22 protein-coding genes are annotated in these 24,534 nt (G+C 58.3%); 4 read left to right on the forward strand and 18 right to left on the reverse strand.

Going from position 1 to position 24,534, the window contains the following annotated elements; genetic code table 11:
- Nucleotides 1-18: 18 nt before the first annotated feature.
- On the reverse strand, nt 19-171 hold the full coding sequence (gene ccoM / locus LWH94_RS19585) for a cytochrome c oxidase subunit CcoM (protein WP_442914963.1): 153 nt from the start codon (nt 169-171) through the stop codon (nt 19-21).
- 242 nt (nt 172-413) lie between these two features.
- Here ccoM and LWH94_RS04970 point away from each other — a divergent pair, with 242 nt between their 5' ends.
- The 3 genes from LWH94_RS04970 to pta are packed head-to-tail and all read left to right on the forward strand — an operon-like array spanning nt 414 to nt 6,254.
- Nucleotides 414-2,864, forward strand: coding sequence for a bifunctional diguanylate cyclase/phosphodiesterase (locus tag LWH94_RS04970; protein ID WP_232901446.1), 2,451 nt, complete (start codon nt 414-416; stop codon nt 2,862-2,864).
- An 18-nt stretch (nt 2,865-2,882) separates the two neighbouring features.
- Nucleotides 2,883-4,067, forward strand: coding sequence for an acetate kinase (locus tag LWH94_RS04975; protein WP_232901447.1), 1,185 nt, complete (start codon nt 2,883-2,885; stop codon nt 4,065-4,067).
- 33 nt (nt 4,068-4,100) lie between these two features.
- Nucleotides 4,101-6,254 (forward strand): phosphate acetyltransferase, encoded by a 2,154-nt coding sequence (gene pta, locus LWH94_RS04980; protein ID WP_094625057.1) that lies wholly within the window; start codon nt 4,101-4,103, stop codon nt 6,252-6,254.
- 32 nt (nt 6,255-6,286) lie between these two features.
- Here pta and der read toward each other — a convergent pair whose 3' ends face one another.
- From der to trmJ, 13 genes are all read right to left on the reverse strand, one after another.
- Entirely contained in the window at nt 6,287-7,708 is a 1,422-nt protein-coding gene (der, locus tag LWH94_RS04985) for a ribosome biogenesis GTPase Der (RefSeq protein ID WP_022989213.1), read from the reverse strand.
- A gap of 61 nt (nt 7,709-7,769) precedes the next feature.
- Complete coding sequence (gene bamB, locus LWH94_RS04990; RefSeq protein WP_199457327.1) at nt 7,770-8,939, reverse strand: outer membrane protein assembly factor BamB; 1,170 nt, start codon at nt 8,937-8,939, stop codon at nt 7,770-7,772.
- Complete coding sequence (locus tag LWH94_RS04995) at nt 8,939-9,595, reverse strand: YfgM family protein (RefSeq protein ID WP_022989211.1); 657 nt, start codon at nt 9,593-9,595, stop codon at nt 8,939-8,941. Before LWH94_RS04995 ends, bamB begins: the two co-directional genes overlap by 1 nt.
- Nucleotides 9,596-9,642: 47 nt before the next feature.
- A complete protein-coding gene (gene hisS, locus LWH94_RS05000) occupies nt 9,643-10,917 on the reverse strand; it encodes a histidine--tRNA ligase (RefSeq protein WP_094625055.1) in 1,275 nt (424 codons plus the stop codon).
- A 41-nt stretch (nt 10,918-10,958) separates the two neighbouring features.
- Nucleotides 10,959-12,077 (reverse strand): flavodoxin-dependent (E)-4-hydroxy-3-methylbut-2-enyl-diphosphate synthase, encoded by a 1,119-nt coding sequence (gene ispG, locus LWH94_RS05005; RefSeq protein WP_022989209.1) that lies wholly within the window; start codon nt 12,075-12,077, stop codon nt 10,959-10,961.
- Between the two features lie 33 nt (nt 12,078-12,110).
- Complete coding sequence (locus LWH94_RS05010) at nt 12,111-13,112, reverse strand: RodZ domain-containing protein (RefSeq protein ID WP_094625054.1); 1,002 nt, start codon at nt 13,110-13,112, stop codon at nt 12,111-12,113.
- Nucleotides 13,102-13,905, reverse strand: coding sequence for a type IV pilus biogenesis/stability protein PilW (pilW, locus tag LWH94_RS05015; protein WP_208618772.1), 804 nt, complete (start codon nt 13,903-13,905; stop codon nt 13,102-13,104). The genes LWH94_RS05010 and pilW overlap by 11 nt, the downstream gene beginning before the upstream one ends.
- A 40-nt stretch (nt 13,906-13,945) precedes the next feature.
- Entirely contained in the window at nt 13,946-15,055 is a 1,110-nt protein-coding gene (rlmN, locus tag LWH94_RS05020; RefSeq protein WP_022989206.1) for a 23S rRNA (adenine(2503)-C(2))-methyltransferase RlmN, read from the reverse strand.
- Nucleotides 15,056-15,118: 63 nt separating this feature from the next.
- Entirely contained in the window at nt 15,119-15,547 is a 429-nt protein-coding gene (ndk, locus tag LWH94_RS05025) for a nucleoside-diphosphate kinase (protein ID WP_022989205.1), read from the reverse strand.
- Between the two features lie 68 nt (nt 15,548-15,615).
- The gene (locus LWH94_RS05030; protein ID WP_058340528.1) at nt 15,616-16,764 is read right to left on the reverse strand and encodes an IscS subfamily cysteine desulfurase; all 1,149 of its coding nucleotides are present in this window, start codon (nt 16,762-16,764) and stop codon (nt 15,616-15,618) included.
- 21 nt (nt 16,765-16,785) lie between these two features.
- Nucleotides 16,786-17,283, reverse strand: coding sequence for a Fe-S cluster assembly transcriptional regulator IscR (gene iscR / locus LWH94_RS05035; RefSeq protein ID WP_022989203.1), 498 nt, complete (start codon nt 17,281-17,283; stop codon nt 16,786-16,788).
- A gap of 78 nt (nt 17,284-17,361) precedes the next feature.
- Entirely contained in the window at nt 17,362-18,141 is a 780-nt protein-coding gene (gene cysE / locus LWH94_RS05040) for a serine O-acetyltransferase (RefSeq protein ID WP_232901448.1), read from the reverse strand.
- Between the two features lie 4 nt (nt 18,142-18,145).
- Complete coding sequence (gene trmJ, locus LWH94_RS05045; RefSeq protein ID WP_094625052.1) at nt 18,146-19,006, reverse strand: tRNA (cytosine(32)/uridine(32)-2'-O)-methyltransferase TrmJ; 861 nt, start codon at nt 19,004-19,006, stop codon at nt 18,146-18,148.
- Nucleotides 19,007-19,210: 204 nt separating this feature from the next.
- Between trmJ and LWH94_RS05050 the strand changes: the two genes are divergently transcribed.
- Nucleotides 19,211-20,011, forward strand: a complete 801-nt coding sequence (locus tag LWH94_RS05050; RefSeq protein WP_232901449.1) for an inositol monophosphatase family protein — start codon at nt 19,211-19,213, stop codon at nt 20,009-20,011.
- Between the two features lie 82 nt (nt 20,012-20,093).
- Here the strand turns inward: LWH94_RS05050 and secF are convergent, their stop codons facing one another.
- The 4 genes from secF to tgt all read right to left on the reverse strand — a co-directional run bounded on the left by secF (nt 20,094) and on the right by tgt (nt 24,530).
- Entirely contained in the window at nt 20,094-21,047 is a 954-nt protein-coding gene (gene secF, locus LWH94_RS05055) for a protein translocase subunit SecF (protein ID WP_232901450.1), read from the reverse strand.
- A complete protein-coding gene (gene secD, locus LWH94_RS05060) occupies nt 21,040-22,914 on the reverse strand; it encodes a protein translocase subunit SecD (RefSeq protein ID WP_094625050.1) in 1,875 nt (624 codons plus the stop codon). The genes secF and secD overlap by 8 nt, the downstream gene beginning before the upstream one ends.
- An 89-nt stretch (nt 22,915-23,003) precedes the next feature.
- Nucleotides 23,004-23,309, reverse strand: coding sequence for a preprotein translocase subunit YajC (gene yajC / locus LWH94_RS05065; protein ID WP_227498326.1), 306 nt, complete (start codon nt 23,307-23,309; stop codon nt 23,004-23,006).
- Between the two features lie 99 nt (nt 23,310-23,408).
- A complete protein-coding gene (gene tgt / locus LWH94_RS05070) occupies nt 23,409-24,530 on the reverse strand; it encodes a tRNA guanosine(34) transglycosylase Tgt (RefSeq protein ID WP_094625137.1) in 1,122 nt (373 codons plus the stop codon).
- Nucleotides 24,531-24,534: the final 4 nt, after the last annotated feature.

Genomic DNA, 24,534 nt, shown 5'->3' on the forward strand with positions numbered 1-24,534 from the left:
TGATAGCACCCGAAGGTGCTATCCGCCATGGCTTCCATGATGATGCTTGGCGACACCCTTCGCACCGTGGTGCTTCTGATCTTTCACGATGAAGACACCAACGCCTACGAAAAATCCGATCATCAGCAACACTGTTACAATACCTGCGATTACTACAGCGTCCATATACATGGCCGTTCTCCTGTTTGATTCCGAACTTGACTAAGCTCAGGTTACGCCCGTACCGCCCGCACCATCTTGACCTGCATCAAGCCCGAAACACCGTTGCAATAAGTGTCAAACTGAGACTTCTTCCGGCAATTCTTCCGATTTATCCTGAGTTTGCAGAGCAGTTGTCATAAACTGTTGCTATAGTCGTTTGCAGGGAAGCTGGGTTAACGCCCAAATCACAACACGGTTTGCAGCGCCTGGTTATGTCAGATACTTCACAAGGTGGCCTGGTCACTGAAATGCCAGAGATTACGACACGTCTGAAACGTATTCGTACGGCCTCTCCTCTCTCTATCAGGCTCCTGGCATGGATCCTTCTCTTCAGCTCGGCCTTTACTTTGCTGGCCTCCGGCATACAGATCTATTCGGACTACCGCCAGGACCTGAACAAAATCCAGCAAAGGCTTGATGTGATCGAAGCTGGCTACTCGTCCAGCCTTGCCCGCAGCCTCTGGGCCCTCGACCAGAAATCCCTGCAAACCCAGATGGAGGGCATTCTCAGCCTGCCCGATATCGACCACCTGCGCCTGCGCATAGAGCCGGATTCCGAACTGGTCATGGGGCAAAGCCCCCGGGGCGACTTGCTCAGCCACAGCTTTGACCTGGTTTACCGGGATGACGAACCCTTCAATCTTGGCCGAATTACCATCACCGCCGGACTGGAGCGGGTCTACCAGGATCTCAGGCACCGGGTGGGCGTCATCATTGCCACCCAGTTCTTCACCATTTTCTTTATTTCCATCCTGATTCTCTGGATTTTCCGCCACCTGGTTACCCGGCACCTGACCGCCATGGCCGGTTACACCCGCGATCTTTCCCTGAAAACCCTGTCGCGGCCGCTCAAACTGGAACGTCCGGACACCCCGGGCAATCGCCGGGACGAACTGGGCCTGGTGACCGACGCCATCAACGAGATGCGTGAGCGACTGAACGAAGATGTGGCGCGCCGTGAGCGGGACGCTGCCGATATCCTGAAGTTCTCCCAGGCCATCGAACAGAGCCCCTCTTCTGTACTGATCTGCGACCGGCAGTGGCACATCGAATACGCCAACCAGAAATTCAGCCAGCTCACCGGCTACACCCAGGACGACATCATCGGCAAACACCCGTCCGCACTGGTGGACCAATCCATGAACAGCCGGGAAGCGTGGCACCTGTGGCAGGCAATACGGCTGCAGGTGAAGCGGGTTGGCGTTTGGCAGGGTGAAGTGAACAGCGTAAGGCGCAATGGTGAGCGTTACTGGGAACAGCTGGTGGTAACACCCATCAAGGATTCCAACAGCGATACCACCGGCTACCTGATTCTCGGTGAAGATATCAGCATCCGTAAACGCTACGAACAACAACTGTTGCGCCAGGCCAACTACGATGTGCTTACCGGCCTGCCGAATCGCATGCTGGCACTGGATCGCCTGAAGCTGGCTATCGCCCAGGCCCGCCGGGATGAAACCCAGGTTGGCGTTATGTTCCTCGACCTGGACAACTTCAAACACATTAACGACACCCTTGGCCACGATGCCGGGGACACCCTGCTGATTGAAGCCTCCAAACGGGTCTCCAGCTGCCTTCGCGGCACCAGTACCGTCGCCCGCCTGGGCGGCGATGAATTCCTGGTGGTCCTGCCCGGCCTCAGTGGCCCCGATGCCGCCTGCCAGGTGGCTGATCGCATCCTTCAAACCTTCTCGACCCCGTTCATGCTGGGCGGCCAGGAAGTGTTCGTTACCACCAGTATAGGTATCGCCACCTTCCCACAGGATTCCGATAACAGTGGCACCCTGCTCCAGCACGCCGATGCCGCCATGTACGAAGCCAAGCACAAGGGCAAGAGCGCCTATTCCCGCTTCACGCCGGAAATGACCGAGGTCTCCCACGAGCGGCTGCAGATGGAATCCTACATGCGCAAGGCCATGGAGCTCGGCGAGTTCGAACTCTATTTCCAGCCAATCATCGATACCCACTCCGGCAAGCTGGTGTCTGCCGAAGCCCTGCTGCGCTGGAACAACCCTGCCCTGGGTATGGTGATGCCGGATCGTTTCATTCCGCTGGCCGAGGAAACCGGGCTGATCATTCCGATTGGCGAGTGGGTCATCCAGGAAGCCTGCAAAGCCGCCCGCAACTGGCAAACCCTGACCGGAAACCCGATCGGTGTGGCGGTGAATGTGTCACCGCGCCAGTTCAGGGATCCGGGCTTTACCGATGCCGTCATGCGGGCGCTCGACGCCAGCGGGCTGCGCCCGGAGCTGCTGGAACTGGAAATCACCGAAAGGCTGATTCTGGACAACTCCATTGAAACCGCTGATATTCTTCGCAAGCTTGACCGTTCCGGAATCCGCCTGACGGTGGACGATTTCGGTACCGGCTACTCAGCTCTGAGCTACCTCAAGAGCTACCCCTTTGATACCCTGAAAATCGACAAGTCCTTCATCCAGGACGTGCTGACCGAAAACGACGATGCCTCGCTTGTTCGCGCCATTATCACCATGGCCCACAGCCTTGGCCTGAAAGTGGTGGCAGAGGGCGTCGAAGCCGAAGCCCAGACCCACTTCCTGAAGGAAGAACATTGCGATTACTCTCAGGGCTACTTCTACAGCACCCCGCTCCCGGAACAGGATTTCATCCAATGGCTCGACACCAACGAACGGGCCAGCACCTAGAACCAACACGGCGAGAACATGGAAGAATCAATACTGGTTGTGAACTGCGGCAGTTCCTCCCTGAAACTTGCACTTTTTGATCAGAAAAACCGGAAAATCGCTTCGGCGCTGGCCGAAAAGCTGAACAACAGTGATGCCTTTGCACGAATTTCCGGTGACGACAACCCGGTGAAACTGCCGGCCGGAGCCAGTCACGAACAGGCCCTGCAGGCGCTGGTGAACGAGTTCCGGAACCGGCAATTGCTGACCGGCACACCCAAGGCTATCGGCCATCGGGTTGTACACGGTGGCGAAACCTTCCGTGAAGCCGTCCTGGTGGATGATGCCACCGAACAGGCCATTGAAGCCTGTGCTGAACTGGCCCCCTTGCACAACCCGGTCAACCTCGCCGGTATCCGTGCCATGCGGGCCCTGTTTCCGGACCGCCCCCATGCCGCCGTCTTCGATACCGCCTACCACCACACCCTGCCGGAGCGGGCTTATCGCTATGCGCTACCCGAGCATTGCTATACCCAATGGGGCATCCGGCGCTATGGCTTTCACGGCACCAGTCATTACTTTATGACCCGGGAAGCCGCACGTCTGCTGGGTAAAACACCGGCGACCACTTCGATTATCTCGGCACACCTGGGCAATGGCTGCAGCATCACCGCTATTCGCGATGGCCTGAGCGTTGACACCAGCATGGGCCTTACGCCCCTTGAGGGCCTGGTGATGGGTACCCGAAGCGGCGACGTCGACCCCGGCCTGTTCGACTACCTGGCTACCCGGGGAGTCAGTGCCACCGAAGCCCACCGTATGCTCAACAACGACAGTGGATTGCTGGGCCTGTCCGGGCAAACCAACGATATGCGATCCCTGTGCGAGCTGGCTGATCACGGCCACGAACCCTCACAACTGGCAATCGATGTGTTCTGTTTCCGCCTTGCCCGCTATGTCGGTGCCATGACGGCCTCACTGGCACAACTCGACGCCCTGGTGTTTACCGGCGGTATCGGCGAGAACAGCCCCCGCATCCGACAGGAAACCGTCAAACACCTGGGGCTGCTCGGAATTGAACTGGACACCGGCCTGAACCGTGATCATGGCAGGATGAGCGACGGCTTTGTCAGTAGCCCCGACTCCCGGTTCCCGGTGCTGGTGATTCCCACCAACGAAGAACTGGTTATTGCCCAGGAAGCCGAGCGCCTGGCCTCCGCCTGAACGACCGAACCCGACAGATTTACAGGACAACCCATGGCAAAAAGTCTTTTTATTGCACCTACCTCGATGGAATCCGGCCTGACCTCCGTTTGTCTTGGCCTGCTCCGGGCCCTCGAGCGTGAAGGCGTGAGCGTTGGTTTCTACAAACCGTTCAGCCAGTCGGTACACCGCGGCGAAGCCATCCATAACGACGGCCGCGATTCTTCCACGGCGTTTGTCACCGCCCGCAGCCACCTGCAACCACCCGATCCGATTCCCCTGAAAGAAGCCCAGCAACTGCTGAACCGGGGCAAGGGAGACCTGCTTCTGGAAAATATCGTTGGCGAGTACCAGAAAGTCGCCAACCAGGTCGATATCGTTATCATCGAAGGCCTGGTGCCGGACCGGAGCGAAGCCTACATCGCACGACTCAATGTGGAGGTAGCCAGGAACCTGGGCTCCGAGGTGATCCTGGTGAGCGCACCAAGAAGCTGTTCCGCCTCTGACCTTGACGAGGAACTGGATTTCTCCGCGCGCCTGTTTGCCGCCCCCTCAGATCCGGACGTCATTGCCGTCATCCTGAACAAGATTGGCGCGCCGGAGAAGTCCGGCATGACCCTGGACCACCACCGTCCGGCGAAGGGAGACGTTATTGATTACCGCTCGGCCTGCAAGGTGTTCACGTCTGGCCGTTTCCACCTGCTGGCCGAGATTCCCTGGCAGCCACACCTGCTGGCGCCACGGGTGTCCGATGTTGCAAGGGAGCTCGGGGTGCCGGTATTGCACGAAGGCCACATGCACAGCCGCCGGGTGCAGAAAGTGTCTGTGTGTGCCCGCACCATCAGGAATATGACCGACACGCTGAAGCCTGGCACCCTGATGGTCACCCCCGGTGACCGCGAAGATATCGTGGTGACCACGGCCCTGGCGGCCCTGAACGGTGTGCCCCTGGCAGGCCTGATGCTTACCGGCGGACTGATGCCGGACAACCGGGTCATCGACCTGTGCCGCAGGGCGCTGGATACCGGACTCCCGGTACTCAGTTCCGATGCCAACACCTATGAAACCGCCCATATGCTGGCCAGCCTGTCGTCCGCCATCCCGATTGATGATCCGGAACGGATCGAGGAGTCCATGGAGTCGGTTGCCCGCCGCGTGGATACCGACTGGCTCCAGGAACACCTTAAGGTTCAGCGCCAGAGCCGTCTGTCGCCACCGGCTTTCCGTTACCAGCTGTCGGAGCGGGCGAGGTCTGCCAATAAACGAATCGTATTGCCGGAGGGCTGCGAACCCCGTACCGTGCACGCAGCCATTATTTGCCACCAGCGCAAACTGGCCCGCTGCGTATTAATCGGAAATCCCCAGGAAATCCGCTCGGTAGCGGCAGCACAGGGGCTTGAGTTACCGGAAGACCTGGAGCTGATGGATCCTGCCTCGATCCGCGACCGCTACATCGCACCGATGGTGGAGTTCAGGAAGCACAAGGGGCTCACCGAAGACATGGCCGAAGCCATGCTGGAAGACAACGTGGTGCTCGGCACCATGATGGTCGCCATGGATGAAGCCGATGGCCTGGTTTCCGGGGCCATCCACACTACCGCAAACACCGTGCGCCCTGCCCTGCAGCTGATCAAAACCCACGACAACGCCAAGGTGGTGTCGTCTGTATTCTTCATGCTGTTGCCGGAACAGGTGCTGGTATACGGTGACTGTGCCATCAACCCGGACCCGAACGCCGAAGAACTGGCCGACATCGCCATCCAGAGCGCCGAGTCGGCGGAGGCCTTCGGTATCGAGCCGGTGGTTGCCATGATCAGTTACAGCACCGGCGAGTCCGGTAGTGGGCAGGATGTCGACAAGGTGCGTGAAGCCACCCGCATTGCCCGGGAACGTCGTCCGGACCTGCTGATCGACGGCCCGCTGCAATACGATGCCGCTGCGATTGAAAGTGTCGGCAAATCCAAGGCACCAGACAGCAAGGTAGCCGGTAAGGCCACGGTGTTCGTGTTCCCGGATCTCAACACCGGCAACACCACCTATAAAGCCGTACAGCGCAGCGCAAATGTGGTCAGCGTCGGCCCGATGCTTCAGGGCCTGAGAAAGCCTGTGAACGACCTGTCACGGGGTGCGATGGTGGAAGATATCGTGTTTACCATTGCCCTGACAGCCGTTCAGGCGCGCCAGGTAGAGGAAGCGGGAGTGGCGTGAGCCACTCCCGGTCGTGCGGAGAGCCCGGTTGATCAGCGTTTAACGCTTTTCTGCCGGGTTTTCTTGATCTTGCGGCCTTTCTTCAGGTCGTTATCCTTCTTGACCTTCTGCCGTGGTGTCAGCCGGTCAACCTTGTTGGCAAACGGGTTTTCACCGGACTTGAACTCGAAGCGGATGGGTGATCCCACCACTTTCAGCACCTTGCGGAAGGTGTTCTCCAGATACCGTTTGTAAGCCCCGGGCAGCGAATCCACCTGGTTACCGTGCACCACAATCACCGGCGGATTAGAGCCGCCCTGGTGTGCGTAACGCAGCTTGATTCGCCGGCCATGAACCATGGGCGGCTGATGCTGGGCTACGGCATCCTGCAGGATTGCCGTCAGGCGGTTTGTGGGCCACTTCGCCATGGCAGATTCGTAGCAGGCCTGCACCGATTCGTACATCGTGCCTACCCCCGTGCCATGCAGCGCCGAGATATAGTACTTGTCTGCATAATCCAGGAAATCGAGGCGACGGGCCACCTGCTCCTTCACCTTGCTTCGGTCTTCCGGATCCATGCCGTCCCATTTGTTGACGGCGATCACCAGTGACCGGCCGGCATCCAGCACAAAGCCGATCAGGTGCAGGTCCTGGTCTACCAGACCTTCCCGGGCGTCAATCACCAGGATCACCACATGGGCGTCGTCGATGGCCTGCAGGGTTTTGATGATGGAGAACTTCTCCACCACTTCGTGAACGTTTTTACGGCGCCGTACCCCGGCGGTATCAATCAGGGTGTACTGCTCACCATGGCGCTCGTAGGGAATGTATACGCTGTCGCGAGTGGTACCCGGCATGTCATAAACCACCACCCGGTCTTCACCCAGCATCCGGTTAACCAGTGTGGACTTGCCTACATTCGGACGGCCCACAACACCGATGCGGATACCCGGATAACGATCGGCCCGGTCCTGCTCCTCCGGATCTACCGGTTCAGGCAGCAGGGTTTCCAGCAAGGTACGGATACCGCGGTTATGGGCTGCGGCGATGGTAAAGCTGGATTCAAAGCCCAGGCGGTAGAAATCCGCCGCGGCAACATCCGGATCCTGGCCGTCGGTTTTGTTAACCACCAGGTGCGCCTGCTTGCCGGAGCGGCGCAGATGGTCAGCAATCATTTCGTCACCGGCCGTCAGCCCTGCCCGACCGTCTACCAGGAACAGGACGATATCGGCCTCTTCCACAGCCTGAAGGGACTGCCTGGCCATTTCAGCGTCCAGGCCAACTTCGTCACCAGTCAGGCCGCCGGTGTCGATAACAATGAACTTCTGCCCTTCGTAATGACCTTCCCCGTATTTTCTGTCACGGGTGAGGCCCGGAAAATCTGCCACAAGGGCATCCCGGGAACGGGTCATCTGGTTGAACAGGGTGGACTTGCCAACGTTTGGGCGGCCCACCAGGGCTATTACTGGGGTCATATTGGTCTGCTATGCAAATAAAACAGAAACCCGGCCGTAGCCGGGTAAATTCATGGGGCTGTCAGTCGTCCTGCTCAAGCCTGAGCACGGACAGTTTGCCGCCGTTTCCGTAAACCAGCAGGTTACCATCTCTCGTAACCTGAACCGGTACGCGGATACCCTCACTGTCAAACTTCACCTGGCCCTGCAGGCTACCGTCCTCGGCGGACAACACGTGCAGATAACCCTCAAAATCGCCTACCACCAGGTAGTCTCCGGAGACGGCCGGACGGGTTACCTGGCGCCAGGACAGCTGGTCCTGAACCCACAGCTCCCTGCGGTCGTTGCCACGAAGCGCCTGGATGTCACCATTGGCCGAGGCCAGGTAGATATTGCCGTTACCGATTGCCGGTGAATAGAAGCTGGATGCCGGCTTGCTCCAGATTTCCTGGCCGGAACGAATATCCACCAGAGCCAGCTTGCCCTGATAACCCGCCACCATAATGGCGGAATCCAGCACCAGCGGCTGTCCACCAATATCCACCAGGCGCTCAAGCTCTGTTCGGCCCTGGGGCTGGCCTACTTCGTACTGCCAGACCGGCTGCCCGGCGGCTGCCGTCAACGCAATGACCCGGCCGTTGGCGAAGGACGCGATCACCACGTCTCCACCCACCAGCGGAGCCGCGCCAGTGCGCATGGTCAGAACCGGAACCTGGGCATCGTACTGCCAGAGCTGGTCACCATTCCCGGCATCAAAACCGATCACCCGGCCATCGGTGGTCTGCGCCACCACCAGGGAACCGTTAGACTGCGGCGCAGCTACCACTTCCGTGGGCAGGCTCGCGCGCCATTGTTCACTGCCATCCTCACTGGACAGGGCGATCAGTTCGGCATTCCGGCTTGCCAGGTAAAGTTGCCGGGCATCAGCACCCGGGCCCGCAAACAAACGCTCGTCCAGGTCCTGCTCCCAGATCAGCTCGCCGTTTTCGCTTTGGACCGCGACAACCTCGCCGTCTGCAGAGGCAGCATACAAGGTGTCACCCGCATACAGCGGCGCCATGTGCAGGAACTCACCGTCGTGGCCATCGCCAACCGACATGGACCACACCCGGTCGAACTCCACACGCTCGTCGATTTCCGGCAAGGGGGCAGGCTGTTCAAAGGTATCGGTGGTGCTGCATCCGGCCAGGGCCATTGCCGCAATGGATGCCGCCGCCAGGAAACCCGAGCGGATGCTTCTGGATACCGGCATCAGGCGTCCTCCCCGACGCCCAGGTCAGACAGTTTCAGTTCCAGGACACCGCTTCGGCCCTGTTGGTTCTGTTCCCGGGCGGTCAGATAGGCTTCCCGGGCACCATCCTGGTCGCCTTTGGCCAACAGGATATCGCCCCGAAGTTCGGAGAAAATGGCATTGAAGGCATCCGCTTCGCCAGCACCATCAAGCGTGGCCAGGGCATCGTCGTGGTTGCCGGCGGCAAACTGGGCCCGAGCCAGGCGGTTGCGCACCACCAGGGAAAGCGCCTTGTCATCAGCAGCCTTGTCCAGCGCCCAGCTGAGAGATTCTACTGCAGCGGCTGGATCGTTCTGTTCGGCCAGTTGCTGGCGCGCCATCACCAGGTTGCCGTAGATGGCATAGGCGCTGTCGGAGTGCTCTTCACGCAGGGTTTCGGCGACAAAGGCCATGGTGTCTGTGTCAGATTCTCCCTGCTCACCCGAAAAGGCGTTCAGCAGATTGGCGAACTGGTTGGCTGCTTCCGCCCGTTGCTGGGCCTGGTGGTTCTGCCAGGCTTGCCAGCCGAAGACAATGGCGAGTGCCGCGCCGATACCGATCAGCAGCGAACTGCCGTTCTTTTTCCACCAATCCTTGATCGCCTGGACCTGTTCTTCTTCTGTGCGCAACTCGGCCATGAAAACTCCTGATTAATTATTAAAATACAATGCGTTATCAAGAAAACTTAAAGCAAACCCTTCAGGACTGAAGCCAGTTCGGACTGGTTAACTTCCTGCTGGGGATCGTCATTTCGAAGTGGTTTCAGGGCCACCGTGCCGCTGGCAATTTCGTTCTCTCCCAGAATGACTGCATAGCGAGCATTGCTCCGGTCAGCCTTTTTCATCTGGCTCTTGAAACTTCCGCCACCACAATGGCTGACCACCACCACTCCGGGCAACTCATTACGCAGACATTCGGCCACCGCCATGGCTGGTGCAACGGCCTGCTCGCCCATGGCGGTTACGTATACGTCGGCGTTGTTGTTGACCTGCTCCGGCACCAGGCCGAGGGTTTCAAGCAGCAGAATCAGCCGCTCCAGACCCATGGCAAAACCTACCGCATCGGTGGGCTTGCCACCAAGTTGCTGAACCAGTCCATCATAACGGCCACCGGCACAGATGGTGCCCTGGGCGCCAAGGCTGTCAGTGATCCACTCGAAAACGGTTTTACCGTAGTAATCCAGGCCCCGAACCAGTGCCGGATTGACGGTGTAGCTTACACCGGCCGCATCCAGCAGTGCTTTCAGTTGCTCGAAATGGACGCGGGATTCGTCGTCCAGGTAGTCATCCAGCAACGGTGCCCCGTTCAGGATTTCACGGGTGGCCGGGTCTTTGCTGTCCAGGATGCGAAGCGGATTGGTGCCAAGACGACGCTTGCTGTCGTCATCGAGCTGGTCTTTATACTGCTCGAGATAACGAACCAGCGCCTCCCGGTACACCTTGCGGGATTCGCTGGTACCGATGGAATTGATTTCCAGCCGGGCATGCTCGGTCAGCCCGAACGCCTTCCACAGGCGGGCGGTCAGAACCAGCAGCTCCGCGTCAATGTCAGGGCCGGCCATGCCGAAGCACTCGACACCGATCTGGTGAAACTGGCGATACCGCCCTTTCTGGGGCCGCTCATGGCGAAACATCGGGCCGGTGTACCACAAACGGCGTGTCTGGTTGAACAGCAGGCCATGCTCTTCTGCGGCCCGAACGCAACCGGCTGTACCTTCAGGGCGCAGAGTCAGGCTGTCGCCATTGCGGTCGTCGAATGTATACATTTCTTTTTCGACGATATCGGTCACTTCACCGATCGAGCGCTTGAACAGCTCGGTGTGCTCTACCACCGGCATACGGATTTCCTGGTAGCCGTACTGGCCGAGCACCTGTCTTACCGTGGACTCTACATACTGCCAGACCGGGGTCTGGTCCGGGAGGATGTCATTCATCCCCCGAATTGCCTGAATTTTAGCCAAGTTTAAACCCTGAAAATCTTTGAATGGTGTCTTTGTAACGCTCAGTCTGAAGACCGGGCGATAACGGCTTCTTCCTGCTCCTGGCGCTTGGCAACCTGCTCGCGGATCAGCCGCTCGAGGTCATCAGCCAGTGCCGTGTTGTCCAGTTTCTGGTTCGGCTTTCCGCCCACATACAGCAGGTGTTTCGGGCTGCCGCCGGTCAACCCCAGGTCTGCTTCCTTGGCTTCACCCGGCCCGTTAACGATACAGCCAATGATGGCTACATCCAGTGAGGTGTTCACATCTTCAAGACGGGCTTCCAGGTCGTTCATGGTCTGGATAACGTCGAAGTTCTGGCGTGAACAACTTGGGCAGGCAATGAAATTGATGCCGCGGCTACGCAAACGCAGGCTTTTGAGGATGTCGAAGCCTACCTTGATTTCCTGTACCGGGTCTGCCGCCAGGGAGACCCGTATGGTGTCGCCAATACCATCCATCAGCAACATGCCGAGGCCGATGGCGGATTTCACGGTACCGGACCGGAAACCGCCCGCCTCGGTAATGCCCAGGTGCAAGGGCTGCTCAATCTGTGAGGCAATCTGGCGATAGGCTGCGACGGTCATGAATACGTCGGACGCCTTCAGGCTGACCTTGAAGTTCTGGAAGTCGTGCTTGTCCAGAATATCGATGTGGCGCATGGCAGATTCCACAAGCGCCTCGGGGGTCGGTTCGCCATACTTGCGTTGCAATGCCTTTTCCAGTGACCCGGCATTCACCCCGATGCGGATCGGAATATTGCGATCCTTGGCAGCGTTGATCACCGCACTCACCCGGTCGTCCCGGCCAATGTTGCCGGGGTTGATCCGCAAACAATCAACACCCAGCTCGGCAACCCGCAACGCAATCTTGTAGTCGAAATGGATATCCGAAACCAACGGCACCGAGACCCGCTCACGAATCTTGCCGAATGCCTCGGCCGCCTCCATAGACGGCACAGACACGCGGACAATATCCGCACCGGCCTCTTCAAGGGCCTTGATCTGACCGACGGTGGCATCAACATCACAGGTATTGGTGTTGGTCATGCTCTGTACCGAAATGGGCGCATCTCCGCCCACTGGCACATTGCCCACCATGATCTGGCGGGATTTACGTCTCTTGATCGGGGAATCTTGCTTCATGGTCTGGAACCAACAATCTGTTCAGGCGGTCGTTCAGGGTTCTAGGGTGAACTCTGCTCGGTTATTCACTACGCGGAAACGGCCAGGGTCCAGGGTCTCGCCCCGGAACTGGATGGTTTCAACGGCACTCATTGCGCCAACTACCACTCTCAGTGGCGCCTCACCGGATACGTCCAGCTGGTTGCCGCGGGTACGAAGACCGGCAGCCAGGCGGTTACCAGCGCCATCAGTAACCTGAATCCAGCAATCATCACTGAACGTCATCTGCAGACGGGCCGCTGCCGGCGGCTCGTTAGCCGCAACCGTTTCTTCCGGAACCGGCTCAGCGACCGCCGCAACGTCCGCCGGCGCGGTCTCAAGGGCTTGGTCGTCAGCCTCAGGGGCTGTTGCAGGGGCCATGTCAGGCTCCAGGGTCACGCCGTCTTCGGGCATAACCTGCCCTGCCTCGGGAGCGGATTCATCAACAGACTCCTGGGGCCCTGGCAGCACCACAGCAGGCTCGTCAGCTTCAATCAAAGGAGCAGTTACAGTGCTGTCCGGCTGAAACCCGGCAGGGTCTTCGGCGGCTTCGGGCTGCTCTGCTTCCGGTTGCGGTGTCGCCGGAAGCGCGGAGTCTTTGTTGCTGAGATAAGTAAAGGCCAGAAAGCCAATCAAAGCTGCGGCCACCAGCACGAGAATCAGCTTGGCGGCCCGACGCTTCTGGCGTCGGCGTCGTTCGATATTTACCAGCGGGTTAGCCTGCAGCGCCTGCTCCCGCTCCTGGCGGCGAGGCTCAAGCTCTGTGTCCAGGTCACGGATAATCGAGTCTGCATCCAGGCCTACTTGCCGCGCATAGGCACGGACATACCCCTTCAGGAACAGCTCGGTATCAATTTTGCTGTAATCACCGCTTTCAATCGCCTGGATCACGGAAACCCGAAGGTGCTGTTGGTCTGCAACCGCTGCCAGACTCAGCCCTGCCTTCTCCCGTGCCCGCCGGAGCTGCTGTCCGACAGATTCTGCGGATACGTTATTCAGCTGCTCGTCACCGGTCATTGGCAATCAGCACCTTGTATTGTTGATACTCTATGGATTCCGGGAATTCGTTCCGCAATAACAAAGCCATACTGGCTTCCTGGTCTTTGTCCCCGAAATAACGGGCAATGCGGATACCTGTGTAAAGGCTTTCTGCGGAATGGGTCAGTCGTGTATTGCCCTGAATCATGGTCTGAAGGCGACTGTAATACCGGGACGCTTCGGTGTAATTGTCCTGTTCCACCAGCACACGTGAAAGTGACAGTAACGAGCGAGCTTCGCCGCGGGTCAGCTCTACGGCTCTGCGGTAGGCTGCCTCTGCGCCTTCGAGGTTATCCAGGCGCTCTTCTGTCATGCCCAGATTGTAAAAGACACCTCCGCGCTCTCTGTACCCGGTATCCCGGGACGCAACGGAAAACTGGTTACGGGCACCTTCGTATTCTTTTTGGCCGTACAAGAAGGCACCGTAATAGACTCGCCCACGGGTATAGCTTCCGTCCGCTGACACAGCCTTGCGGAAACTTTCTTCGGCCAGCTGCTCTTCGCCTTCATAGCTGTACACCAGCCCCATGGCAGCCAATGCCTCGGCATCTCCGCTGTCAATTTCCAGGGCGCGATCAAGGTGGTGCCGGGCCCGCTCCAGGTTGCCCTGCCGGATATAGGCGGTTGCCAGCTGAACGTAGCTGCTCAAGGCTTTGTCGCGGTCAGCCTCCCGGCTGAAACGGCTGTCTGTGGTGGTTACGCATCCGGACACCAGCATCCCTGAAAAAACCAGGGCCAACACAGCCAGTTTTACCTTGGAATTCCTAACCATCAACAAACACCTTACCTTGGTTGTTTCTGCTCCCCTGTATTCAGGGATTAACTTGCTGAACGGCAATATAGCGCTGGCTTCTGCGCGTCCGGTCTTCCACCCGGCCTACCAGCTGCCCGCAGGCAGCGTCAATGTCATCACCTCGGGTGGTTCGGATGGTGGTCACGAAGCCGGCTTCGTTCAGCACATTCTGGAAGCGCCGGGTTGCGTTCATGCTGGGCCGGCGGAAATCGCTTTCCGGGAATGGATTAAACGGTATCAGGTTAATCTTGCAGGGCAACCCCTTCAAGATTACGGACAGTTCCCGGGCGTGCTCTGGCTGGTCGTTCACACCTTCTATGACCGTGTACTCGATAGTGGCCTTACGCTTGTCCGGCAGGCGCGCCAGGTAGCGGCGGGTCGCTGCCAGCAACTCGGCAATCGGGTACTTTTTATTCAGCGGCACCAGCGTGTTACGAAGTTCATCATTAGGGGCATGCAGAGAGATGGCCAGTGAAACATCGGTAACCTCACCCAGCCGGTCAAGGGCCGGAACAACACCAGAGGTACTCAGGGTAACCCGACGCTTGGAAATACCGTAAGCCAGGTCTTCCATCATCAGGTTCATGGCGTCAACCACGTTATCGAAGTTGAGCAGGGGCTCTCCCATGCCCATCATGACCACGTTGGTAATCGGCCGATCGGTGGGATCAAACGGCATGAAAGCGCGGCGCGCCACCCACACCTGGCCAATGATTTCTGCCGCTGTCAGGTTACGGTTAAAGCCCCGCTTTCCCGTCGAACAGAAAGTACAGTCCAGGCTGCAGCCAATCTGGGACGACACACACAAGGTGCCACGTTCCCCATCAGGAATAAGCACAGTTTCAACACTGTTGCCGTTATCCATGCGCATAACCCACTTGCGGGTGCCGTCTTTCGAGGTTTCGTCGTAAACCACCTCGGGGCCACGCACTTCAGCAATTTCCTTGAGCCTTTCGCGCAGAACGCGGCTCATATTGGTCATTTGATCGAAGTCATCAACGCCACGCTGGTGGATCCACTGCAGCACCTGCTGGGCCCGGAAACGTTTTTCCCCCAGGGTTTCAAAAAATGCCTCGAGCTTGGCTTTGGGCATCCCCAGAAGATTGATTTTTTCGGCAGGGGCAGTCATGACATAACCTCGATCAGATAACCAATTCAGGGGCAGCCGTAAGCTGCCCCTGAACAGACAACATCAGCCGCGCGGGCAGATTTCGTTGTCGGAGAAGAAATACGCAATTTCGCGCTCGGCAGAAGCTGCAGAGTCGGAGCCGTGAACGGCGTTTGCGTCGATGGAAGAAGCGAAGTCTGCACGGATAGTGCCGGCGTCGGCTTCTTTCGGGTTGGTTGCACCCATCAGCTCACGGTTCTTCAGGATGGCGCCTTCGCCTTCCAGAACCTGCACAACAACCGGACCGGAAGTCATGAAAGCAACCAGGTCGTTAAAGAACGGGCGCTCTTTGTGCTCGGCGTAGAAACCTTCGGCCTGCTCCTGGGTCAGGTGCATCATTTTGGCCGCAACGATTTTCAGGTCGGCTTTTTCAAAACGGCTGTAGATTTCGCCGATAACGTTCTTGGCGACCGCGTCGGGCTTGATGATAGAGAGCGTGCGCTCGTTTGCCATGATGTTTCTCCAGTCTGGTTAGGGTAAAAATTCAGGGGTGCGATTATACGCAGTCCGAGTGCAACTGCCTACCGCACCGTACGAAGTCGGGACACAACCTGCACAATCTGCTCCACGGCAAAGTCGATTTCTTCATCGGTGGTGAACCGCCCGAAGGAAAATCTTAATGCCCGATGAGCCAGCTCGTCACTCACGCCAATGCCACGCAGCACAAACGAGGGCTCTACCGTAGCCGAAGCACAGGCAGAACCGGATGACACCGCCACCTGCCGCAAGCCCAGCATCAGGGACTCGGCTTCAACACCCTCAAAGGATAGGTTGACAATGCCCGGCACCCGATGTTCCCGGCTGCCGTTGAAATGAACGCCGGAAAGCGACTCCAGCCCGCCCAGAAAGCGCTCGCGCAGGGCTTCAAGGCGCATAAGTTCGTCAGACAGTCCTTGCCCGGCCAGCTCGAAAGCCTTCCCCATGCCGGCAATCTGGTGGGTAGGCAAAGTACCGGAGCGCATGCCCCGCTCGTGGCCGCCACCATGCATCTGGGCCTCGATGCTGACCTCTGGAGACCGACGCACATACAACGCACCAACACCTTTCGGGCCGTAAACCTTATGTCCGGAAAGCGACATCAGGTCGACATTCAGTGCGGCGACATCGACCGGCATCTTTCCGGCGGCCTGCGCGGCGTCCACGTGAAACAACACGCCACGGTTACGCAACAGTTCGCCGATTGCAGCCGTATCGGTAATACAACCCAGCTCATTGTTCACCAGCATCAGGCTCACCAGTACGGTGTTTTCCCTGAGTGCACCCGCCACCGCCTCAACCGAAATACGCCCGTCGGCTTCCGGCGCCAGCCAGGTAACCTCTACGCCCTGTTGCTCCAGCCACTTGCAGGTATCAATAACTGCCTTGTGCTCGATCGTCGATGTAATCACGTGGGCACTGGCCCGGCCGGCTACGGCACCTTTAATGGCAAGGTTGTCCGATTCCGTTGCCCCGGAGGTCCAGACAATCTCCCTGGGGTCGGCATGGATAAGGTCGGCTACCTGGCGGCGGGCACCTTCAACAGCGGCCTCGGCTTGCCAGCCGTATCCGTGGGAGCGAGACGCGGGGTTGCCAAAAACTCCATCAATGGTCAGATATTTGACCATCTCATCGGCAACGGCAGGATCAACGGGCGTCGTCGCCGCATAATCAAGATATACGGGTGTTTTCATAGTCAAAGGAAGTGTCGGTTATCAGGCCGGAGCCTGGTCAATCAAACGCCGGGTATTGATGGTATCCGGATCGCCATCAGACTGTTTACGGTTCTGGCGGTCCGCCACCTGGCGGATTTCGTGTTTTCGCATCAGGTCGCCCAGGCTGATTTCGCTGAGAAACTGATGAATCTGGCTGCTCAGGTCTGACCACAAATGGTGGGTAAGGCACTTTTCGCCATTCTGGCAGTCGCCTTTATTACCGCAACGGGTGGTATCCAGGGATTCGCTGACCGCATCCACCACTTCCGCGACATAAACGTCATCGGCAGAGCGGCTCAGACGATAGCCACCACCCGGGCCCCGCACGCTCACCACCAGGCTATGACGGCGCAAGCGGGAGAACAGCTGCTCGAGATACGAGAGGGAGATTTCCTGCCGGGCTGAAATATCTGCAAGGCTTACCGGCCCCTGGGCTCCGTGCAGGGCCAGGTCAAGCATCGCCGTTACAGCGTAGCGGCCTTTGGTGGTCAGCTTCATAATTTCAGCCCCGTTAATGGGAATGAATCGCGATATGCATGCGGAAGTATGAATTGACCAACTAAAACAGTCAAGTATTCAGCCTTTTCCGTCGGCGTCGGTTTCGTCCCGCACGCAGTCAAAATCTTCCTCGTGCAAAGGTGGCAACTCGCCGTTCTGGTATTCGCTGTTCACCTTGCGAATGGCCTTGCACATGCTTTCGATGCGATCGTCCACCGCGTGCATGTGATCCAGCAGCGAACGCATGGCCCTGGCCACAGGATCCGGCATTTCTTCGGTAACCCCGTAGGCATCGAAGCCCATCCGCTCTTCCATCTGCTTGCGACGGACATCATCTTCGCCCTGACGCTTCACAATCACCCGGCCAGGAATGCCAACGACGGTCGCGCCCGCAGGCACCGCCTTGGTCACCACGGAATTGGACCCCACCTTAGCGCCCTCTCCCACTTCAAACGGCCCCAGGATCTTGGCACCGGCACCAACTACCACACCATTTCCGATGGTGGGATGGCGCTTGCCTTTATTCCAGCTGGTACCGCCCAGAGTAACCCCCTGATACAGGGTGACGTCGTCACCGATAACAGTGGTTTCGCCGATAACCACGCCCATACCATGATCAATAAAAAACCGCCGGCCAATGGTTGCGCCCGGATGAATCTCGATACCGGTAAACCAGCGGGCCAGGGTAGACAGGGTTCGGGCCAGCCACTTCAGCCCCAGGTTCCAGAGCCAGTGAGCCAGCCGGTGGAACAACAAGGCATGCAACCCGGGATAGTTGGTAAGCACCTCGAAGGTGTTCCGTGCCGCCGGATCCCGGCGGAATACGCTGTTGATGTCTTCCCTTAATCGCTCGAACATGACCTTATTCCCGCCCTTCGTCTGCGGAGGGTTCCGCCGTTGGTTTATGCTTCTTACCACTTTGCTGGGTTCCGGCGGCCTTCTGGACTGCAGAGAGTACGCCTCTCAGGATGTTTATTTCCATTTCATCCATCCGTGCCCGCTGGAACAGCCGCCTTAACCTGCTCATTAACTGACGCGGATTGTCACGGCGATGAAAATTCACATCCACCAGCACCTGCTCGAGGTGGCCAAAGAACCCTTCCACATCATTCACTGTTGCCGGCGGCACATCCCAGCCGTTATCCCCCGGCGCTACCATAGCCTCAAGGTAGGCGCTGGACTCGCCCTCTTCAAGACCCCGCAGGTACTGCATGCGCAGTTCATAGCATATCACCTGAACCGCCATGGCCAGGTTCAGCGAACTGTAATCAGGGTTCGACGGAATATGGATATGATAGTGGCAACGCTGAAGTTCGTCGTTCGACAGCCCGTGATTCTCCCTGCCAAATACCAGGGCTACCCGCCCCTTCGCACTGTGCTCTGAAGCCATGGCCGCCGCCTGCGGAGGCGCCATCACCGGCCAGGGTACCTTGCGGCCGCGGGCGCTGGTGCCCATCACCAGGATGCAGTCCGCCAGGGCTTCATCCAGCGAAGAAACCACCCGGGCCCGGTCAAGCACATCGGAAGCACCGGCCGAACGAGCGTAGGAGGCTTCATCGGGGAAAGACGAAGGATTCACCAGCCAGAGATTCCCCAGCCCCATATTCTTCATCGCCCGGGCTACCGCACCGATATTTCCGGAGTGGGAGGTTTCAACCAGAACAATCCGGACCTGATCGTTGAAAGTGTCGCTTCCTTCCTGCGGCATTGCGTGCTTGTGCATGTTCGTGGGGCCTGTGACTGGTCGTACATTCGCGAAAAAGAGCCGCATGATAGCAGAAACCCGACCGTTTCCGCTCTCCGGAAATCCCGCAACTTCGCCCGAATCCCATGGTATCCGTGGATTTCCTGAGCCAAAAAACGTACAAGCGAAGGGAGTTTTTGCTATGATAGCCGGCCTTAACACACCCGGATAATGAACACTCAGATGCAACCAGCAATCAAAATGGCCCTGCGCGTTGCCCGCCAGGGATCCGACTACCTGAAAGCCCACTTCGAGCGCCAGGAACCTAACGGTAAAGATGAGTCTGACCGCCTGCGCCAGCTGGAACGGGTTGAGCAGTCCATTTACGACAACTTTGCCGAACAGCTTGAAAAGGCCTACAAAGACCACACCATCGCTCCGATGGGCGAGGCTGATGCCAACGGTAGCGATAAAAGCTGGCACATTTTCCCGGTTCTGGGGCGTGAGAACTTTGTACGGGGCATTCCCGAGTTCGCCCTGGCCCTGTCCCAGAAAAAGAACAACCGCACCGAGAACCTGCTACTGGTTAACCCGGTGACCGGCGAGGAATACTCCGCCAGCCGCGGCCACGGTGCTGCCCTGAACAGCCGCCGCGTGCGGGCTTCCGATGTAAAAATGCCGGCCAAGGCTGCAATCTCTACCAACCTCCTGGACCAGACCCGTCAGGGCGATGATCCGATGGTATGGGGCGAAATGGCCGCAACACTGGCCAGCGAAACCGCCATGTTCCGCACCTCCGGCTGCGTGGTCCTGGATATTGCCCGGGTTTCCGCCGGCCTGCTGGATGCAGCCGTTATCTTCCGCCCTGCCGCAGCTGACCTCGACCTCGGGGTTACCCTGGCTATGGAATCCGGCGCACTGACCGGCGACTTTTCCGGTAATCCCTCGGCTGGCAACGCCCGTCAGCTGATTGTGGCGAACCCGAAACTGTTCCGCGAAGTCCTGAAAGTACTGCACCCCTTCCGGGGTCGCCTGCCACGGTAAATTTACCGGGCACAAAAAAAACCGCCACCCTTTCGGGTTGGCGGTTTTTTTATGCCGGGCCACAAGGCCCGGCAGGCAAGCATTACATGCGATTCAACCACTCGGGCGGCTGCTCTTCCTCCGCCTCGTCTCCGTCACCTTCCTTTGCAGGCACCATCAGGTCTTCGCGGGTTACACCCATCACCATCAGCATGTTCGCAGACACATAGATGGAGGAATAGGTACCCACAACCACACCGATCATCAGGGCCAGGGCGAAGTTGTTGATCGCCTCACCCCCGAGGAAATAGAGCGCAATCAGCACCACCAGCGTCGTGCCGGAGGTGTTGATCGTACGAGTGATGGTCTCGTGGATGGACTGGTTGATGATATCCCACGGCTCCCCTACCCGCATTTTCCGGAAATTCTCCCGGATACGGTCCGCCACGACGATGGTGTCGTTCAGGGAGTAACCGATAATGGCCAGCAAGGCTGCCAGAACAGTCAGGTCAAAGGTCCACTGGAACAGCGCGAACACACCCAGCACAATCAACACATCGTGGGCAAGCGGAATCACCGAGGCGATACCGAACTTGAACTGGAAACGCATACCGACGTAGATCAGTACTACGGCCAGCGCAATCAACAGCCCCAGACCACTGTCTTCTTTCAGCTCGTCACCCACCTGGGAGCCGACAAACTCGGAACTCACCAGCTCCAGCTCGGCGCCCGTGCGTGACAGCACCTCGGTCACCTCGTTCGCCAGCTCATCGTTACCTGCTTCCGCCATGCGGATCAGCACGATGGTGTCAGCCCCGAAGTTCTGCACCGAGAACTGCTCGTAGCCGGCTTCCGTCAGCTGGGTACGGATTTCATCAAGGCTCGGAGCCTCGGCATATTCGAACTCGACGGAGGTGCCGCCGGTAAAGTCCATGCCGAGATTGAGGCCGCGAATGCCCAGCAACGCAATAGACGCAATTACCAGGGCGATAGAGAGCACCGAAGCAATCTTTCGGAAGCCCATGAAGTCAAACGGTTGCTTTTCGGTATCAGCCATTGGCCAGCTTCCCTCCGATCGAAAGTTTCTCGACCCTGCGGCCGCCATACACCAGGTTCACCATGCTGCGCCCGACCATCAGGCCGGTAAACATGGAGGTCAGGATACCGATACACAGGGTAACGGCGAAGCCCTTGACCGGGCCGGAGCCCATAGCGAACAGAATCACCGCCACCAGCAGCGTGGTGATGTTGGCATCGAAAATGGATACAAAGGCGCGACTGTAACCGGAGTTGATCGCACTTTGTGGCGGCACGCCCGATTTCAGCTCTTCCTTTATTCGCTCAAAGATAAGCACATTGGCATCGACGGCCATACCCACCGTCAGAACGATACCGGCAATACCCGGCAGCGTCAGGGTGGCCGAAAGTATCGACATACACGCCACCAGCAACATCAGGTTGAGGGTCAGCGCCACGTTGGCCATCATGCCGAAGCCACGATAGAAGAGCGCCATGTAGATCAGGACCAGGGCAAAACCGATCATTACCGACATCAGGCCGGCATCGATGTTCTTCTGACCCAGGCTTGGCCCGATGGTCCGCTCCTGCACAAAGTACATCGGCGCCGCCAGTGCACCGGCACGCAGCAGCAGTGCGAGTTCCGCAGCTTCGGGAATGGAATCCAGGCCGGTGATACGGAAGCTGCTGCCCAGGGCAGACTGCACCGTTGCCAGGCTGATCAAGCCCTTCTCTACTACGCGCTTTTCGGTCTCGACAATCTCGCCATCGACTTCGCGGGTTTCGGTCTCGGTACGGTACTCAATAAACAGCACCGCCATCCGGCGACCGATGTTATTGCGGGTCGCGCGGTTCATCAGGTCACCACCCACAGAATCCATGGTGATGTTAACCTGCGGCTGACCGTTCTCGTCGAACGCCTGCTGGGCATTTGCCACGTTGTTACCGGTCGCAATAACGTCCCGCTCCAGGCGGGCTGAACGATTAGGCTCATCCCGGAAGCTAAACTGCTCGGTTTCGGCAGAGGCGGTGTCCTGGCGTGCTTCCATCCGGAATTCCAGGTTAGCCGTAGCCCCCAGAACCCGCTTGGCCTGCGCCGTATCCTGCACGCCCGGCAGCTCCACGATAATCCGGCTCGCGCCCTGGCGCTGTACCAGCGGCTCGGCAACACCCAGTTCGTTTACCCGGTTACGGATAGTGGTCAGGTTCTGCTCCAGGGCGTATTCCTGGATATTACGAACTTCGGCTTCAGAAAGGGCGAGCGAAATCAGGAATTCACCACCCTCGGTGCTCTCGTCGAGCAGGAATTCGTTGTAGTTGTCACGAATCAGCGTGAATGCTTCCGCCCGAGTCTCCGAATCGCGGAAACTCAGGATGATGTTGCGGTTCTCGCCCACGTCACCGCCCCGGTAGCGGATGCGCTCTTCCCGCATATCCCGCTTGATCTGGCCTGACAGGGCCTCAAGGCGCTGGTTAACCGCTGTTTCCATATCCACTTCCAGCAGGAAGTGAACACCGCCGCGAAGATCCAGGCCCAACTTCATGGGGCCGGCACCCAGACTCTGCAGCCAACCGGGAGTCGACGGAGCCATGTTCAGGGCCACCAGGTATTCCCGACCCAGGGCCGCCTGCACTGCCGGCCTCGCCCGCAACTGGTCATCGGAACTGGTCAGGCGAATCAGTGCGTCCCGCTCTTCTAGAAGGCTGGATTTGACTTCGATACCGCGGCTTTCGAGTTCGCCAAGTGCGCGGTCGAGCACACGCTGGTCTACCTCGGTGCTACCACGGGCGCCGGTGATCTGGATGGCGTAGTCGTCGGGGAAAAAATTGGGTAAGGCGTAAATAAACCCGATGACCAGTGCAAACACGATCACCAGATTTTTCCAGAGAGGATACTTGTTCAGCATGGGATCCCTTTGAGCCGACTGGTCGCCGGTCTTGGTGTGTCAGCCAGTATGAATCAGCCGGCGCCACAGGGCGCCGGCGCCTGACCAGCTCAGATATCCTTCAGCGTACCCTTCGGCAGGGCGGCTGCTACAGCTACTTTCTGAACCTTGATTTCTACGTTATCGGACACTTCCAGAACGATGAAGTCGTCCGCAACCTTGGTAATGCGACCGGCTACGCCGCCGGAAGTAACAACTTCGTCCCCCTTGTTCAGGCCGGACATCAGAGCTTTGTGCTCTTTTGCACGCTTGGACTGCGGGCGCCAGATCAGGAAGTAGAAGATCAGGATAAAGCCTGCGAAGAAGATGATCTGACCCATCACGCTCATACCCTGGGCGCCCGGATCCTGAGCCATGGCCAATGCAGGCATCAGAGACAGCAGACCGGCGATGAGCAGTTTGATTGATTTCATTCAGGTTCTCCGTTTATTGACTTGTCTAGGTGTAAAACTTGATCAGGAATCGCCCAGCGGCGGCACACTTTCGCCGCGTAAGGCATAGAATTCGCTTACAAAGTCGGACAATGTACCTGCTTCAATGGCGCCACGCAATCCGCTCATCAGGTTCTGGTAAAAGCGCAGATTGTGGATGGTATTGAGCTGAGAGCCCAGCATTTCACCACACTTGTCCAGATGGTGCAGGTAACTCTTCGAGAAATTCTGGCAGGTGTAACAGTCACACCGCTCGTCCAGGGGCCCGGTGTCGTGCCGGTTCTTGGCATTGCGAATCTTCACGATACCGGTTGAGGTGAACAGGTAACCGTTACGGGCATTCCGGGTGGGCATTACACAGTCGAACATATCGACACCGCGGCGCACGGCCTCAACAATATCTTCCGGGCGACCCACGCCCATCAGGTAGCGGGGCTTGTCTTCCGGCATCTTGGGCGGCAGATGATCCAGAATGCGGATCATGTCTTCCTTCGGCTCCCCTACCGACAGGCCACCAATGGCATAGCCGTCAAACCCGATATTAGTCAACCCTTCCAGCGAGCGGTCCCGCAGGGATTCATACATGCCACCCTGAACGATTCCGAACAGTGCCGCAGGATTACCCTCATGGGCATTCTTGCTTCTTTCTGCCCAGCGCAGGGACAACTCCATGGATTCCTTCGCCTGCTTCTCGGTGGCAGGATAAGGCGTACACTCGTCAAAAATCATGACGATATCCGAGCCCAGGTCCCGCTGCACGCCAATGGCAATCTCCGGCGACAACTCCACTTTCGAGCCATCCACCGGTGAACGGAAGGTTACGCCCTGCTCGGTGATCTTGCGCATTTCGCCCAGACTGAATACCTGGAAACCGCCGGAGTCCGTGAGGATCGGCCCCTGCCACTGGGTGAAGTCGTGCAGGTCACCATGGGCCTTGACCACTTCCGTACCCGGCCGGAGCATCAGGTGGAAGGTGTTGCCCAGAATGATTTCCGCACCGATTTCCTTGATGTCCCGGGGCAACATGCCCTTGACGGTACCGTAGGTGCCCACCGGCATGAACGCCGGCGTCTCGACCGTTCCCCTGGGGAAGGTCAGGCGGCCACGCCGGGCCTTGCCATCTTCTCCAAGTTTCTCGAAGCTCATGAAA

Origin of the sequence: Marinobacter sp. G11 (assembly GCF_021282325.1) — a bacterium.
Taxonomy (GTDB): Bacteria; Pseudomonadota; Gammaproteobacteria; order Pseudomonadales; family Oleiphilaceae; genus Marinobacter; species Marinobacter vinifirmus.